This is a genomic window from Deinococcus alpinitundrae, assembly GCF_009982895.1.
In the GTDB taxonomy this organism is placed as follows: domain Bacteria; phylum Deinococcota; class Deinococci; order Deinococcales; family Deinococcaceae; genus Deinococcus; species Deinococcus alpinitundrae.
The window spans coordinates 45,909-59,298 of the sequence record NZ_WXZL01000010.1; the positions used below are offsets into that span (position 1 = coordinate 45,909).

Here is a 13,390-nt window from a genome sequence, read left to right on the forward strand (position 1 = left end):
TTTTTAGCCATGCGCGTACTTCATACCGCCGACTTTCACGCTGGGCGGAATCTGCGCGGTTATGACCGCACCCCCGAGATCAGGGAGGCACTCACCGAGATTGCCGGGCTGGCCCGCAGCGAGAAGGTGGACGCCGTGCTGGTGGCGGGCGACCTCTTCGACACCGTCAATCCGCCTGCCGACGCCGAGGCTGCCATCTTCGCCTTCTTCCTGTCGCTGCGCGACGCCGGGATTCCCAGCATCGTCATCGCCGGAAACCACGACAGCGCCTCGCGGCTGGGCGGCCTCAGCGGCCTGCTCGGCTGGGTCGGCGTGCAGGTGGTGGCCCAGCCCAGCGCCGACCCCCGGCAGATGCTGAGGTTCGTCGAGACGAAAAGCGGCGAGAAGCTGGTGGTGGGCGCACTCCCCTACCTCTCCGAACGCCGACTGGTCAAGGCCGCCGACGTGCTGGGGGCTGACGTGGGCAGCTGGCGGCAGAAGTACCGCGAGGGCATGAATTTCTTTTTGCGGCGGCTGGCCGAGGGCTTCGAGCCCGGCGCGGTGAACATGCTGATGCTGCACGCCACCTTAGATGGCGCAGTCGCCAGCGGCTCGGATAGGGGCATGCAGTTCGATTTGACCAACGCCTACACGGTCTCGCCCCTGCAACTGCCCGCCAGCGCCCAGTACGCCGCGCTGGGGCACGTCCACAAGCCGCAGCAACTGGGTGCCGCGCCGCTGGCCTGCTATCCAGGCAGCATCATTCAGCTCGATTTCGGCGAGGGCGGCGAGAAAAAGCAGGTCAATCTGGTGGAGGTCGAGGCCGGGCGGCCCGCCCGCGTTCACGCCATTCCGCTCGTCAGCGGCAAGGAACTCAGGACGGTGCGCGCCGATCTGGACACGCTCGACGCCCGCCTGAGCGCCCTCTCCGGCTTCGACGGACTGCTGAAGGTGGTCGTGCGCGCGCCCACCGGCACGGCGCTGCCGGGTCTCAAGGACCGGGTACTGCGGCAGTTCCCCAATGCGCTGGGTGTGGAACTCGACCCCATCAAGGACGAGGCCACCGCCCAGGCAGGCAGCCGCGAGGGCCTGAGCCTGGAGCAGCTCTACGAGCGGTTCCATCAGGAAAAACGCGGAGAATTGCCCGCTGCGCTGCGCCAGGTGTTCAAGGAAAGTGACGCGGCGGTGCGCGAGGCGGCAGGTGAGGGGGCATGAAACCGCTGCAGCTGAGCGTGCAGGGCTTCATGCCGTTTCGGGAGCACACCGAGGTCGATTTCACCGATCTGCAACTCTTCGCCATTCAGGGCGCCACCGGCAGCGGCAAGAGCAGCCTGCTCGACGCCATCACCTACGCCCTCTACGGCGAGACCGACCGGCTGGGCCAGACCGGACTCGACGCGCTGATCTCGACCGGCGAAAAAGCCTTCTCGGTTAGCCTCACCTTCGAGAGCGGCGGGCAGACGTACCGGGTGACGCGCACCAAGGGCCGCAAGCAGGCCGAGAACCAGGTGCGGATCGAACACCTCCAAGCGGGCAAATGGCTCAACCTCTCGGACAACACCACCCGCGCCACCCAGAGCCGCATCAGCAAGTTGCTGGGACTCGACTTCAAGAGCTTTACCCGCGCCGTGATGCTGCCGCAGGGCAAGTTCGACGCCCTGCTGCGCGGCTCCAAGGCCGAGCGCCAAAAATTGCTGGGCGAGCTGACCAACATCGGCCATGTGGCCGAGATGCATACCCACGCCGCCGAGCGCGCCAAGACCTTCAAGTTCGAGCTGGCGGGCGTGCACCATCTCCTGGAAGGCGAATACGCGGGGGTCTCGGCCAGCTGGCTCGGCGAATTGCGGGCCGAACGGGGCCGCAGCGAAACAGAGGCCCAGACGCTCACCGACGACCGCGACGCCCTGCAAGCCGAACTGACCCGCCTGCGCGCCCAGGAAAGCCTGCACCGCGAGCTGGAGGACACCCAGCGCAGGCTCGCGGCGACAGACGCCCAGGCCGAGGGCGTGCGGGCCGGGGCCGCGCGGGCCGAGCAGGCCCGGCTGGTGGCGGGCGCGCTGCCGCTGCTGGACACCGCCAGCACGGCGCGCTCGGCGGCAGTGCGGGCCGGGCAGGACGCCGACCGGGCAGAGGCGCTGCTGCAAGGTGCGCAGGTGGCGCTGGAGCAGGCCGCCGGGCGTGAGCGCGCTGCCCTCGACGCCCAGGAAAGCGGCAGTGCGGCGGCCAATGCGCGCCTGGAGCGGGCCGGGAAGATGGCCGAGGCGCTGCCGCTCCTGCGAAGTGCGTCGCAGGCAGGCGATCAGCGCACGCGGGCCGAGCAGCTTGTCCGCAGCGCCCAGACCAGCTTCGATCAGCTTCAGGCCGCCCAGCTCGCCGCCGCCCAGGCCGAGGCGGCGGCCCAGCACCAAACCCGGCGCATTCCCGATCTGGAGGCGCGCGCCGAACTGCTCCGGAATGCCGAGACCGATCTGGCGCGGCTCAAGCGGGCCGGGGGGACCCTCCAGACCAGCCATCCCGACCCGCTGCCCTGGGACGAGGACGCCCACTTCACGGCCCGCGAGGCCGCCCACAAGCTCGAACAGCTGCGGGCCGAGGCGGTCAAGCTGGAATCCGAGAAGGCCGGGCTGAGCGCCGAACGCGCCCGACAGGCCGAGCGGGAGCAGCTCCAGCGCCAGGAAAAAGCCGAGATGGACCAGATCGAGCAAGACGGCCGGGTGCTCAAGGCCGACTTCGAGCGGGCCGAGGCGGCGCTCAGGGCGGCCCGAGACCAGGCGGGCCTGAGCGCCTACCGCGCCCACCTGCACCTGGGCCAGCCGTGCCCGCTGTGCGAGCAGCCAGTCAAGATCCTGCCGGGGGGCCCGGTGGCCGACGTGGAGGCGCTGAAGGCATCGGCTGATGCCGTGCAGCAGCGGCTGGAGGAGCGGCGTGACCGCTTCAAGAACCTGCGGGCGTCGAGCACCGTGCGGGCCAGACAGCTCGAGGAAAAAGCCAGCGAACTCGGCGACTGGGCCGCCGTGCTGCAAGACCGCGAGACCGAGCTGAGAAGCGGGCAGGCGAGGTACAGCGGTGAGGAGCCGGAGCAGGCGCGGCGCTTGCTGGCGGGTCTGGCGGCGCGGGTGCAGCAAGCGGGGCGCGATCCGGCGGGCGAGCGGCAGCGGGTGTTGGCCGAGGTGAGCGCGCTCAAGGCCGGGCTGGACACGGCCCGGACGGCGCTGGCCAGCGCTCAGGCGCAGCAGGCCGCCGCCGCCGCCCGACTGGACGCGGCCCAGCAGACCCTGAGCGAGCGCGCCAGCGAGGCCGAGCGCGCCGGGCAGGTGCTGCAATCGGCGCTGGACACCCTGGAGCTGAGCGCCGAGCAGGTGCGGCAGTCGGCTGATCCGGCAGACGAGCGCCGCGCCGCCCAGCAGCAGCTCAGGGCGCTGGCCGAGACTGCCGAGGCGGCCCGCCGGGCGGTGTCGCAGGCCCAGGCGGAGCAGGCCGCCGCCGCCGCCACCGCCCAAGCCGCCCGCGAGCGGGCCACCGAGCGCGCCACCGAGGCCGAGCAGGCCGAGCGCTCGCTGGGCGCGCTGCTCAGCACCCTGGGGCTGAGCGCCGGGCAGGTGCGGGCCGCTGCCCTGCCGGAAGCCGAGATCCGCGCCCTGGAGTCGGCACTCAGAAGCCACCTGGCCGCGCGCGAGCAACTGATGGCCGAGCGCGCGGCCCTGGACGCCAAGCTCGGCGGCGCGGCGTTCGACCCGGCCCGGCTGGGTCAGGTCCAGCGCGATTTTCACGCGGCGGAGGCCGCACTCTCGGCGGCGCGCGGACGTATCGGGGAGCTGAGTGAGTCGCTGCGCGCCGGGGCCGAGCGCCTGGAGCGCAAAACCGAACTGGAAGCCAGCGCCGGGCGACTTTCCAGCACCCTGGATCTGTGGAGCACGCTGTCCAATTCGCTGAGGGCCAACGAATTTCAGCAGTATCTGCTGCAAGACGTGGAAAGCCGTCTGCTGGCCGGAGCCGGCGAGCTCCTGTACGACATCAGCGACGGGCGCTACCGGCTGGCCCTGGGCGATGGCGGCGGCGATTATCTGGTGCAAGACCTCTGGAACGCGGGCGAGACGCGCGGGGTCAAGACCTTATCGGGCGGCGAAACCTTCCTGGCGAGCCTGTCACTGGCGATCGCGCTCAGCGATTATCTGGCCGGAAACCGCATTCTGGGTGCGCTCTTTCTCGATGAAGGCTTCGGCACGCTCGACCCCCAGGCGCTCGACTCGGTGGCGGGCGCACTGGAAAACCTGCGGACCCAGGGCCGGATGGTCGGTGTGATTACCCATGTGGAGAGCCTCTCTGAGCGGCTGCCCAGCCGCCTGCTGGTGAGCAAGAGCGTAGCGGGCAGCAGTGTGCAGCGGCTGGACGGCTAAAACGGCTGGTGTGACTCAGCGCGGCTGCTCGCTCAGCCACGCCAGCGCCGCCTCAGCCCCACGCAGCACCGACAGATGGCCGTCGTCCGGAAAGAGGCGCAGCTCTGCCGAGCCGCAGCGATCCGCCAGCCAGCGGCTGTGACTGCTGGGTACGATCCGGTCCTGTTCGCCGTGAAGCAGCAAGAGCGGGCTGGTGATCCGCGCCGGGTCGAACCCCCAGGCCGCCACATACGCCAGGTCATCGTCGATCATAGGGCCGGGGCCACTGACCTGCGCCGCCTGCACCACGCTGTTCAGCCAGGCCCAGTCACCTGCGAGGGCGGCGTGATCCGCCGGGGTGAACATCTCCGGGTCGAAGTCGCCGGACGCCAGGCAGATGGCCAGCGCTTCCCGGCCTGTCTGGGCCGCCCGCAACTCCGCCGCGCCGCCGGAATACATGCCCGCGAACCAGTCGAGCCCCGCCGCGCCGAAGGGAGCCAGCCCCGCCAGGCTGATGGCCCCTACCACCCGCTCCGGCAGCAGCGCGGCGCAGGCCAGCGCGTGCGGACCGCCACCGGAATGGCCCATCACGGCAAAGCGGGTCAGGCCCAGCGCGTCGGCCAGGTTTGCCACGTCGAGGGCAGCTGAGGCCACGTCCCGGCCCGGCAGCGGTGACGAGCCTCCGTAGCCGGGCCGGTCATGACCCACCAGACGCAGGTTCAGCCGCTCAGCAGCGGCGAACAGGGGTGCGGGCGGCATACTTATATTGGGCGTGCCGTGCTGCCAGAACACCGCCAGCGCCTCGGCCTGGCCCAGCTGATCCGCAGTGGGGAAGTGATCGTAGAAGTGCAGCGTGCGCCCATCTGGCAGTGTCAGGTCCGCCTGCGTCATCATGCCCATGCCTCCCGCCCCAGTTCTCTCGAAAACGATTCTTAGGACTGGGTTCTGTTCTAGCACGAACGGCGCGGCGGTGGTCGGCGCACACAGGTATCGGGTGGGCCGCCTGCGGGCGTAAGCTCAGGGCATGAGTCAGCCCACCCGGTCCGGCCCGCCGTTCGAGATCACCATCGGCAGCGTCACCCGTCCACTCCGATTGGTGCCGGTGGGCCAGATGGGCTTCGTGCCGCTGATCGAATTTCTGGGCGACAGCGAACTCACCCGCGCGGCGGCCCAGGCCCTGCTGCCGCTGATCCCGGAAGGCAGCGAGGCGCTGCTGACGGTCGTGACCAACGCCCTGCCGCTGGCGCACGAACTCAGCGACCTGTCGGGCCTACCCTATGAGGTGGCGCGCAAGAAGCGCCGCACCTACATGCAGGCTCCGCTGATTCAGGAAGTGCCGGGCCTGACGCTGGGCGTCTCGGAAACGCTGTGGCTCGACGGTCCGCACGCCGCACGCCTGAGCGGAAAGAAGGTGGTCATCGTACAGGACGTGATCGCCAGCGGCACGACGGCGGCAGCGCTGGCCCGCCTCGTCGAGCGCTCCGGCGGCACGGTTCACGGCTACCTGGCCGCCTTCAAGCAGGGCAACAGCGCCTTGCCGGTGCGCTACCTGCAGGAGTTGCCCGGCCGGGTCTGAAGCTGCCCTCACCCTGACTGGGCGCACCTTCCGCGATGGGAACGGCGACGACCGGGGGCCTATTGCCGGGGAAGTGGGGATAACTGACAACTGGGTTCCTGACTCCTAGCGTCCAGACTGATGCCGAGATGAACGGTCAGGCCGGTAGTGTGCTGGCGAAATTCGCGCATGCCAAAGATTGGCAGGGCGGCGAGCAACAGGAGCAGCGGGTGGCCAGGTTCGAGCATGCCGATCACGATGTGTCTGCGGAGCGCCTGGGCTGGATAGTGCTGACCGCCCTACTCCCGAAATTCCAACCTGAAAAGATCAGAATTTGGTGAACGCGAACCGGATAATGTTCGTTTGCAAGACTGACCCTTGCTGCTCTCTTCAGAGAAAAGATTAATGAAAATCACATAGTAGCCTGAGTTTTGCTCAATCTATCGTTAAGCCAATTTCCCTTAGACACACTATGTTCCTCTTAAACTCAGGGTTGCCTCCTGAAACTGAGTAGCCCGAATTTTACGTTTGGATTCAATTAAGCTCATCCCAAAGCGATTTATGATTTGTCCTCTATTCAATAGACAGTTAGGTCGCTAGGCTGAGTCAACTCGGTTCGGTTGGGCGAGGCACGCACACCTGCTAGGGTCGATTGTGATTACCAGATGCACTGATCGTGAAGAAACGCACTATAATAGACTTTTGTATTCATGACACCCATTTTATCAAGCTTTTACCTCATGGTCTTAAGAAAAGCGGTCTGGGCAGGCGGGGAATATAGTAAAAATAAAGGGCCTCGTACGTTCTGGCAACATTGCCGGGAGTAGGGGGTGGGGAGACGACAGTGAAAGGAACTTCGGACAATACAGCGGTGATTCTCTGCCTTTCGCATTTAAGATGGGATTTTGTCTTTCAGCGCCCACAGCATCTGATGACCCAGGCGGCGCTGACCCGGCGGGTCTACTACGTCGAACTGCCGCTGTTTGGTGACTGGGACGATCATCTGGAGATCCGGGCAGTGGAAGGCGGCGTGCAGGTGGTGGTGCCCCACATCCGCACCGGCTTCGATGCCGCCGAGTCGCAGGCCCGCACGGCGGCGCTGCTGGCCGAACTGGCCGAGCACCAAGCGCTGGGCGACTTCACCCTGTGGGTCTACACTCCGATGGAATTGCCCGTCGCCGCCCGGTTGTGCCCCGGCCTGACGGTGTACGACTGCATGGACGAACTCGCCAACTTTCGCTATGCGCCGCCAGAGTTGCACTCCCGCGAGCAGCAGCTATTCACCCAGGCCGATCTGGTCTTCACCGGCGGCCACCGTTTGTGGGAAGCCAAGAGTAAGCAGCACCCGAATGCATACCCATTTCCTTCCAGCGTGGACAAGGCCCACTTTGCCCAGGCCCGCGCCGATTTGCCCGATCCCGAAGATCAGACCTCCTTGCCGCGTCCCCGGCTGGGCTTTTACGGCGTCATTGACGAGCGCTTCGATACCGAGCTGATCGCCGAACTGGCCCATCGCCGCCCGGAGTGGGCGTTCGTGCTGCTGGGGCCGGTCGTCAAACTGGAAGACAGCGAACTACCGCGCGCCGCCAACCTTCGCTACCTGGGCATGAAGAGTTATGCCGAGCTGCCCCACTATCTGGCCCATTGGGACGTGGCCCTGATGCCGTTTGCGCGCAATGCGGCCACCGAGTTCATCTCGCCGACCAAGACACCGGAATACCTGGCGGCGGGTGTGCCAGTGGTGTCCACCTCGATCCGCGACGTGGTACGGCCCTACGGCGAGCGGGCACTGGTGCGGATCGCCGACACGGCGGACGACTTCGAGGCAGCCTGTGAGGCCGCCCTCGCCGAGCGCCGCCAGCTGGCCGGGCAGGAGAGGCAAGCCAGCGCCGACGCTTTTCTCGCCGAACTCTCCTGGGAGCAGACCTGGCGCGAGATGGACCGCCTGATGACGTCGGCCCGGCAACGGCAACAAACCCAGGCCACCGAGCGCATTGAGGCTGCCGATGACTGAGCCGATGACCAGCGTGCCAGCGGGTTTCGATTACCTGATCGTCGGGGCGGGCTTCGCCGGGTCGGTGCTGGCCGAGCGCCTGGCCTCGGAAGGCAAGCGGGTGCTGATCGTGGACAAGCGGCCCCATATCGGCGGCAATGCCTATGATTGCTACGACGACGCGGGCATTTTGATTCACCCTTACGGCCCGCATATCTTTCACACCAATAGCCGCGAGGTCTTCGACTACCTCTCGCGCTTCACCGACTGGCGGCCCTATCAGCACCGGGTCAAGGCCAGCGTGGACGGGCAACTGCTGCCGATTCCGATCAATCTGGACACGGTGAACCAGATGTACGGCCTGAACTTGACCGCCTTTCAGGTGGAGGAATTTTTCGCCTCGGTGGCTGAACCCATCGAGCAGGTGCGAACCAGTGAGGACGTGGTGGTCAGCAAGGTTGGACGCGACCTCTACAACAAGTTCTTCCGGGGCTACACCCGCAAACAGTGGGGCCTGGACCCCTCCGAACTCGACGCCTCGGTGACGGCCCGTGTGCCGACTCGCACCAACCGCGACGACCGTTACTTCGCCGACACCTATCAGGTGATGCCGCTGCACGGCTACACCCGGATGTTCGAACGGATGCTGGCGCACCCCAACATCAAAGTGATGACCAACACCGACTACCGCGAGATCGTGGACTTCATTCCGTTCAGCCATCTGATCTACACCGGACCGGTGGATGCCTACTTCAATTACCGCTTCGGAAAATTACCCTACCGCAGCCTGGAATTTGTCCACGAGACGCACGCGCAGGCGCAACTGCTACCGGTAGGGACGGTCAACTACCCTAACGACTACGCTTACACCCGCGTCAGCGAGTTCAAGCACATCACCGGGCAGACACACGCCCAGACCAGCGTGGTGTACGAGTTGCCGCGTGCCGAGGGCGATCCGTACTACCCGGTGCCGAGGCCCGAAAATGCCGCGCTTTACAAGGAGTACGAGGCGCTGGCCCGGGCGACGCCGAACGTGACCTTCGTAGGGCGGCTGGCGACCTACAAGTACTACAACATGGATCAGGTGGTGGCCCAGGCGCTGACGACGTACCGCAAGTTGAGCGTAGCGAGGACATCGGAAGAAGCGATAGTGTGAGCCGGAGAAACCGAACGCTACCGGGGATGTAAGATTCCTGTGTCCTAACCCCTGTGGAAGCGGCCAAGGCTGGGAAGCGTCAGTACACTAGGCGTTCAAACCAAACCCCAAAAATCGAACGTAGCGGTAAACCCGGAGGCAGATAGGGACAGCCAACCACTTGTACTGTCCCGTTGGAGCGTCATTTCTCCACCGCAAACGACAAATTCGGGTCCGATCGCGAGTCAGTTGACGCGGCGAGAGGGAGTGGCAGCTCGGTGCTGGCGACGGGCGACTTTGCAGGCGTACATTCGCTGGTCACTCAGGCGCAGCAGGTCGCCTTCGAGGGTGGCCTCTTCTGGAAACGAGGCGATGCCCGCGCTGATGTTGGCCGAAGGGAAGCCCTGGCGCTGGACCATGCGGACCACCTGTTCCAGATCGCTCAGAAAGCTGGCCTGCTGCGCCTTGCCGACGTGGTCAACCACCACGGCAAATTCGTCGCCGCCGATGCGGTAGAGTCGGCCCACCGGACTGAGATGGGTGCGCAGCGCCAGCGCCACCTGCCGCAGCAGCGTATCGCCTCGTTCATGGCCTTCGAGGTCGTTGACCACCTTGAGGCCGTCGACATCCATCGACACTACGCTCAGCGGGTGCTGGTGGCGCACCGCATGCACAATCTCGGTCTGGAGTTCGTCCTCGAAGGCGCGGCGGTTGGCCAGCCCCGTCAGGGCGTCGGTAAAGGCCGCGACCCTGAGGGTGTCGATGGTCTGGCAGGCCTGCTGGTATTTGTATTCCAGCTCCAGCAGGTGTCCGGCTCCCTCAGGAATAACCGGCAGCGGAGCCTGGCCCGGCTGCGGTTCCGGCGCGCTGCGCTTGATCAGGATGTCTTGCAGCGCCGTGTCGTCGTGCAGCAGGGCTCGCAGCGGCAACTCGCCTGAAGCGTGCAGGGCCAGCAGGGCGTCGACGATCTCCGGCTGGAAGTGCCGCCCGCGCTGCTGGCGAATTTCGCTGAGCACCTCGCCCAGTTCCCAGGCCCGCTTGTATGGGCGTGGGTTGAGCAGCGCATCGTACACGTCGGCCACGGCGACGATGCGGGCCACCGGGGCAATCGTCTCGCCGCTCAGGCCCTGCGGGTAGCCGCCGCCACTCCACTGCTCGTGGTGGCTGAGGGCGATCTGCTCGGCCATTTGCAGCAGGGGCGACGCGCCGCCCGCCAGAATCTGGCCGCCGATGGTGGTGTGGCGCTTCATGGTTTCAAATTCCTCGTCGGTGAGCTTGGCAGGCTTTTGCAAGATCAAGTCGGAAATGCCGATCTTGCCCACGTCGTGCAGCCGCGCCGCCACCCTCAACAGCGCCACGTCTTCGGCGGGGAAGTTCAGCTGCTGCGCCAGCAACGCCGACACGTGTCCGACCCGCAGGGTGTGTTCGCCAGTCACGTCGTCGCGGTACTCGGCGGCATTGGCCAGCCGGATCGCCACCTCAACCTGTGTCTGGGCCAGCCGACGGGTCTGCTCACTGACCTTGAGTTCGGCGGCCTGATACGCTTGCTGAGCGATTTCTGTTTGCAGATTCGATACGGAAGTTTCGTGGTGGGCGCGCTCCACATCAAACTGCACCGTGAGTTGCCGGGTGTGGCGCTCGCGCTCGTCGTTGAACAGGTACTGCTCGAGTTCGCGCAGCGCCCACAAGTGGTCGAGCGCGCCCTTGAGGTCCCCTGCTTCCTGAGCGCTCTGGGCCAGCAGCGCCCGAATGCGGGCGACCTGCTTGTGGGCCGCCGCGTCCACAGCCAACGGCAGGGCACACTCCAACGCTTCCTGCGCCCTGGCAGGCTGCTCTAGTGCCAGGTGCGCTTCGCCCAAGCCCAACAGGGCGTCGACCTCACCCTGGGCCTCACCGAGTTCGGCGGCGATCTCCAGCGCCTGCTGGTGGTGCCTCACGGCGTCACCGGGACGCGCCAGGGCTGTGGCCGCCCGGCCCAGACCGTGATGGGCGCAGCCGCTGAGGTAGCGCATGCCGATGCGCTCGGCCATGCTCAGCGCCTGGGTAAACAGCGTCCAGGCTTCCTGATGGCGCTGGAGGCTGCTGACCGCTTCGGCGAGGTTGTTCAGGCAATACAGCTCCAGGGTGTGGTTGCCGTGCCCGCGCGCCAGTTCGAGCGCCCTGGCGTGGTAGTCGTAGCTGAGCTGATGGTCGCCCATTTCCTCGTAGACGTAGCCGATGTTGACCAGGCAGTGGGCGCTGGTGCTGGGGTCGTCGACCGTCTTGAGCAGCTCGTAGGCCTCGGTCAGCGTCTGGAGGGCGGTGGGCAATTCGTGGCGGCTCAGGTGAACCTGCCCGATATTGTTCAGGCACTGCGCCGCGCCGAGGTTGTCGGCCAGCTGGCGGCGGATTTCGAGTGCGCCGCCGAGCTGCTCCAGGGCCAGCTCCGCATTGCCGCTGGTCTGCGAGAGCGCGGCCTGCTGGTTGAGGACCGAGGCGTACATGGCGCGGTCCTTCATTCGCTCGCCCAGACTGAGTGCCCGTGCCAGCGCTTCCCCAGCCTGACCCGGCTCGCCGAGTTCACGCAGCACCATGCCACTGACCAGCAACGCCTGGGCCTGCTGCGCCGTGTCGCCGAGCGCAGCGAACAACGTGACGGCCCTGTTGAGGTGACCTTCAGCTTCCCGAAGTACGGCCATGCGGTGCAGGGTTTGCCCGCACAGCAAATGGGCCTGCGCTTGCCCCGCCTGATACGCCAGATCGCAGGCCAGCGCCAGCGCTTCCTGGGCCATGTCCAGGGCGCGCTTGGGGTTGATAGGCAGCAGTGCCGAGGCGGCGTGGATCAGGGCGTCTACCGTCGGAGAAGTGGGCGGCTGAGTGAAGGCGTCAAAGGATGGCTGCATGGCAAGGCTCCAGGAGAGGGGCGAAAGAAAGTTCAATACAGCAGCAGGGCAGGCCCGGTTTGGACATGCCCCCGCTCGCCGCGTTGAAGATTTAAGGTTGGGTGGTGGCCCGGATGAAGCTGCCGACGTCCAGACGACGGTTGACCTTGTTTCCGTAACTCAGATTGAGGGTCGTGATGTTGCAGGACGTCTTGATGACAAGACCGGTCAGGGCTCTGGGCGTGATCCCTGCTTTGAGTGTCTGGCCCAGGGCCAGCGCGATACTGCCCGCCACCATCGGCGCGGCCATCGAGGTGCCGCTCCAGTACGAGAAGAGGTTGCCCGGCACCGGACCCCAGACCATCTCGCCAGGAGCCATCACGCCGATCTTGTCACTGTAGGTGGAGAAGTCCGACTTCCGGTCTGTGGGGGTGACGCTGCCGACGCCCATCGAGTAATCGTCGGTGGCGTCCCGCGCCGGGTAGGTGACGCGTTCGTCTCCAGTGTTGCCCGACGAGGCGATCACGCTGACGCCCTTGTCGGCAGCGTATTTGATCATCTTCTGAATCGTGTCCGATTTGGTGATGGAGCCGAGCGACAGGTTGATGACCCGAGCGCCGTGGTTGACGGCAAAGTTGATGGCCTGCGCGACCATGGTTTCGTCGCCACTGCCGTCGGGGGCCAGCACCCGTAGCGGCATGATCTTGGCGTGCGGCGCGATCTGCAAGACGATGCTGGCCACATTGGTGCCGTGGCCGAATCCCTCGTTGGGAAAGTCGCCCTCTTCCTGCGGCACCGCGTCGTTATTGAAGAAGTCCCACTGGTCTTTGGGACTGACCAGCGCGCCCTGGAACATCTCGTGCTGGAGGTCGATACCCGTGTCGATGACCGCCACCGTCACGCCCTCACCCAGATTGGGCGCGGCAGCCCAGGCGGCGGGCAAGCCGATCTGGCTCCAGGTTGCGCTGTTTTCGGGAATCCCGCCCACAGTGCCTCTGCCACCGCTCCAGACACGGGCACGTCCACCGCTCCAGACGTAGGCCCGTCCACCGCTCCAGACGCGCGCCCGACCCGCACTGTCGAACTGCACCGCCTTGCCTGACCAAGCGCTCGACGTGCCGCTGGCCCCGAAAACGTTCTGGTTGTTCGCATACGTGAGTGCCGCTCCATTCAGGTCCTGCGCCTGAAGCGATCCACCTTGCGGCTTGTGATGCAGGCCCAGCACCGCGAATCCAGCGTCGGGGCGCCAGACCACCGCTGTCGCGCCGTAGCGCTGCTCCACGGCGGCCTGTGTGTCGGCGTCGGTAATCGACACGGACGTGCTGTATTCATATCTGAGCGCCTGCGCCTTGCCCGGCTGCTGGACACCCGACTGACCACAGCCGCCCAGCAGCAGCATGGTGCTCAGCCCCATTCCCGCCCAAAAGAGCTTTCGTAAAATATGCATTTCATCCTCCTGTGCCCGCTCAATTTGAAGTGGTCTGCCAGAAA

The 13,390-nt window shown here is 66.1% G+C and carries 9 protein-coding genes; 6 read left to right on the forward strand and 3 right to left on the reverse strand.

All coding sequences use genetic code 11. The annotated features are described in order from the left end of the window. Nucleotides 1–9: 9 nt before the first annotated feature. Together GUI70_RS11050 and GUI70_RS11055 are read left to right on the forward strand one after the other, a co-directional pair. Entirely contained in the window at nucleotides 10–1,194 is a 1,185-nt protein-coding gene (locus GUI70_RS11050) for a metallophosphoesterase family protein (protein WP_161882372.1), read from the forward strand. Then, nucleotides 1,191–4,376, forward strand: coding sequence for an AAA family ATPase (locus tag GUI70_RS11055; RefSeq protein WP_161882373.1), 3,186 nt, complete (start codon nucleotides 1,191–1,193; stop codon nucleotides 4,374–4,376). The genes GUI70_RS11050 and GUI70_RS11055 overlap by 4 nt, the downstream gene beginning before the upstream one ends. Nucleotides 4,377–4,391: 15 nt before the next feature. On the opposite strand, the gene GUI70_RS11060 is transcribed toward GUI70_RS11055, so the two are convergent. Continuing rightward, nucleotides 4,392–5,249, reverse strand: a complete 858-nt coding sequence (locus GUI70_RS11060) for an alpha/beta fold hydrolase (RefSeq protein ID WP_161882374.1) — start codon at nucleotides 5,247–5,249, stop codon at nucleotides 4,392–4,394. A gap of 130 nt (nucleotides 5,250–5,379) precedes the next feature. Between GUI70_RS11060 and GUI70_RS11065 the strand changes: the two genes are divergently transcribed. From GUI70_RS11065 to glf, 4 genes are all read left to right on the forward strand, one after another. Next, nucleotides 5,380–5,931, forward strand: a complete 552-nt coding sequence (locus tag GUI70_RS11065) for a phosphoribosyltransferase family protein (protein WP_161882375.1) — start codon at nucleotides 5,380–5,382, stop codon at nucleotides 5,929–5,931. 128 nt (nucleotides 5,932–6,059) lie between these two features. Beyond that, nucleotides 6,060–6,251 carry a hypothetical protein gene (locus GUI70_RS11070; RefSeq protein WP_161882376.1) on the forward strand — a complete coding sequence of 64 codons (192 nt, stop codon included), beginning with the start codon at nucleotides 6,060–6,062 and terminating at the stop codon, nucleotides 6,249–6,251. A gap of 590 nt (nucleotides 6,252–6,841) precedes the next feature. Next, on the forward strand, nucleotides 6,842–7,924 hold the full coding sequence (locus tag GUI70_RS11075; RefSeq protein WP_161882377.1) for a glycosyltransferase: 1,083 nt from the start codon (nucleotides 6,842–6,844) through the stop codon (nucleotides 7,922–7,924). After that, entirely contained in the window at nucleotides 7,917–9,059 is a 1,143-nt protein-coding gene (gene glf, locus GUI70_RS11080) for a UDP-galactopyranose mutase (RefSeq protein WP_161882378.1), read from the forward strand. Before GUI70_RS11075 ends, glf begins: the two co-directional genes overlap by 8 nt. Nucleotides 9,060–9,283: 224 nt before the next feature. On the opposite strand, the gene GUI70_RS11085 is transcribed toward glf, so the two are convergent. Continuing rightward, nucleotides 9,284–11,920, reverse strand: coding sequence for a diguanylate cyclase domain-containing protein (locus GUI70_RS11085; protein ID WP_161882379.1), 2,637 nt, complete (start codon nucleotides 11,918–11,920; stop codon nucleotides 9,284–9,286). 91 nt (nucleotides 11,921–12,011) lie between these two features. Continuing rightward, on the reverse strand, nucleotides 12,012–13,346 hold the full coding sequence (locus tag GUI70_RS11090; protein ID WP_161882380.1) for a S8 family serine peptidase: 1,335 nt from the start codon (nucleotides 13,344–13,346) through the stop codon (nucleotides 12,012–12,014). Nucleotides 13,347–13,390: the final 44 nt, after the last annotated feature.

Coding starts and splice junctions, on each gene's coding strand:
- GUI70_RS11050 (WP_161882372.1), top strand. CDS start 10: ATGCGCGTACTTCATACCGCCGACTTTCACGCTGGGCGGAATCTGCGC.
- GUI70_RS11055 (WP_161882373.1), top strand. CDS start 1,191: ATGAAACCGCTGCAGCTGAGCGTGCAGGGCTTCATGCCGTTTCGGGAG.
- GUI70_RS11060 (WP_161882374.1), bottom strand. CDS start 5,249: ATGATGACGCAGGCGGACCTGACACTGCCAGATGGGCGCACGCTGCAC.
- GUI70_RS11065 (WP_161882375.1), top strand. CDS start 5,380: ATGAGTCAGCCCACCCGGTCCGGCCCGCCGTTCGAGATCACCATCGGC.
- GUI70_RS11070 (WP_161882376.1), top strand. CDS start 6,060: ATGAACGGTCAGGCCGGTAGTGTGCTGGCGAAATTCGCGCATGCCAAA.
- GUI70_RS11075 (WP_161882377.1), top strand. CDS start 6,842: ATGACCCAGGCGGCGCTGACCCGGCGGGTCTACTACGTCGAACTGCCG.
- glf (WP_161882378.1), top strand. CDS start 7,917: ATGACTGAGCCGATGACCAGCGTGCCAGCGGGTTTCGATTACCTGATC.
- GUI70_RS11085 (WP_161882379.1), bottom strand. CDS start 11,920: ATGCAGCCATCCTTTGACGCCTTCACTCAGCCGCCCACTTCTCCGACG.
- GUI70_RS11090 (WP_161882380.1), bottom strand. CDS start 13,346: ATGCATATTTTACGAAAGCTCTTTTGGGCGGGAATGGGGCTGAGCACC.